Annotated in this window: 3 protein-coding genes; 2 read left to right on the forward strand and 1 reads right to left on the reverse strand. The window is 57.5% G+C overall.

Features of this window, described 5'->3' with window-relative positions; genetic code table 11:
- Nucleotides 1-2: 2 nt before the first annotated feature.
- Nucleotides 3-197: a CCE_0567 family metalloprotein gene (locus AF337_RS13925; RefSeq protein WP_049732509.1), complete on the forward strand. Its 195-nt coding sequence runs from the start codon at nucleotides 3-5 to the stop codon at nucleotides 195-197.
- Nucleotides 194-511: a ferredoxin III, nif-specific gene (fdxB, locus tag AF337_RS13930; protein WP_004677870.1), complete on the forward strand. Its 318-nt coding sequence runs from the start codon at nucleotides 194-196 to the stop codon at nucleotides 509-511. Before AF337_RS13925 ends, fdxB begins: the two co-directional genes overlap by 4 nt.
- A gap of 161 nt (nucleotides 512-672) precedes the next feature.
- Here the strand turns inward: fdxB and AF337_RS40395 are convergent, their stop codons facing one another.
- Nucleotides 673-882: a hypothetical protein gene (locus tag AF337_RS40395; protein ID WP_225880317.1), complete on the reverse strand. Its 210-nt coding sequence runs from the start codon at nucleotides 880-882 to the stop codon at nucleotides 673-675.
- Between the last annotated feature and the right edge of the window lie 176 nt (nucleotides 883-1,058).

Consider the following 1,058-nt stretch of genomic DNA (forward strand, 5'->3'; position numbering starts at 1 on the left):
ACATTGTGGAGCAGCTGAAGAAGGTCCGCAAGCTGCAGTCCCGCGCCGCCGCTGCGAAGATGGAGTTGCACGATCTTGCCGAGGACCTTCCGATTAATTGGGCTAGAATCAAGACCATTGCAGGAGAGACGTTCGACGCCTTCGCCGAGTTGAACGCTGCGAAGGAAGAGCTCGCTGCATTGGAGAATTCACGATGACTGGCCCTTTCGTCACGCGCGACGGCTCCAGCTGGGTGCCGGAGTACCTGACCTGCATCGATGCTACAACCTGCATCGGCTGTGGCCGATGCTTCAAAGCCTGCTCTCGCGAAGTCATGCACCTCTATGGCGTCGGTGAAGCGGGTGAAATCCTCGGCATCTGCGACGACGAGGAGGAAGACTTCGATGGCGAGCTCAATCGTATGATCATGGTTGTCGATGAGGCCGGCCGCTGCATTGGTTGCGGCGCCTGCGCGCGCGTCTGCCCGAAGAACTGTCAGACCCATGTCGCGGCAGACAAGGTTACTGCGTGATCTCGCGAACAAGTCAACGCTGTTACCTTCAGATCGTTTGTTGTCTCCTGCTGCTCGTCGTCTGCGCAAACGAACGAACGTAGTTACTTCGTGTGGCATTCCATCCACAAAGTTAGCGCTGCGATGGTGGCTAGTTCGTCGCTTCTTTCAATAGGACTTTTTTAAAAGCGCGAAGTGGCGATCGCTGTCTCGTCGCCCTCGGCGATGAACTTATCCGGTTGCCAAGGCAGATGCCCCGCGATTGGATCGCCACAGATCGTGCCGTTCGTGTCCCATGCCTGATCCGCGGATGCGGCGGTTCTAATCAATGGCGGCCGGTGCAAAGAAGGCACTGCAATTGCACGCAATGTCTCGCGCAAGCTGACCGTCAAGGTAAGCACCAGTGCGCAGCTGACGGAGGCACTTGCGGCGAGGACCGCAACGCCACTTTCCACCCCGCAGGCTCAATACGATCCGACACAGGACGATCCTGAGCGCGGTTGAATTACATGCTAATTCCCTTGTCCCCAGCGCAACCGTCGACATTTCTCGCAAATGTCGGGCATTG

It is taken from the genome of Rhizobium ecuadorense (genome assembly GCF_001187535.1).
In the GTDB taxonomy this organism is placed as follows: domain Bacteria; phylum Pseudomonadota; class Alphaproteobacteria; order Rhizobiales; family Rhizobiaceae; genus Rhizobium; species Rhizobium ecuadorense.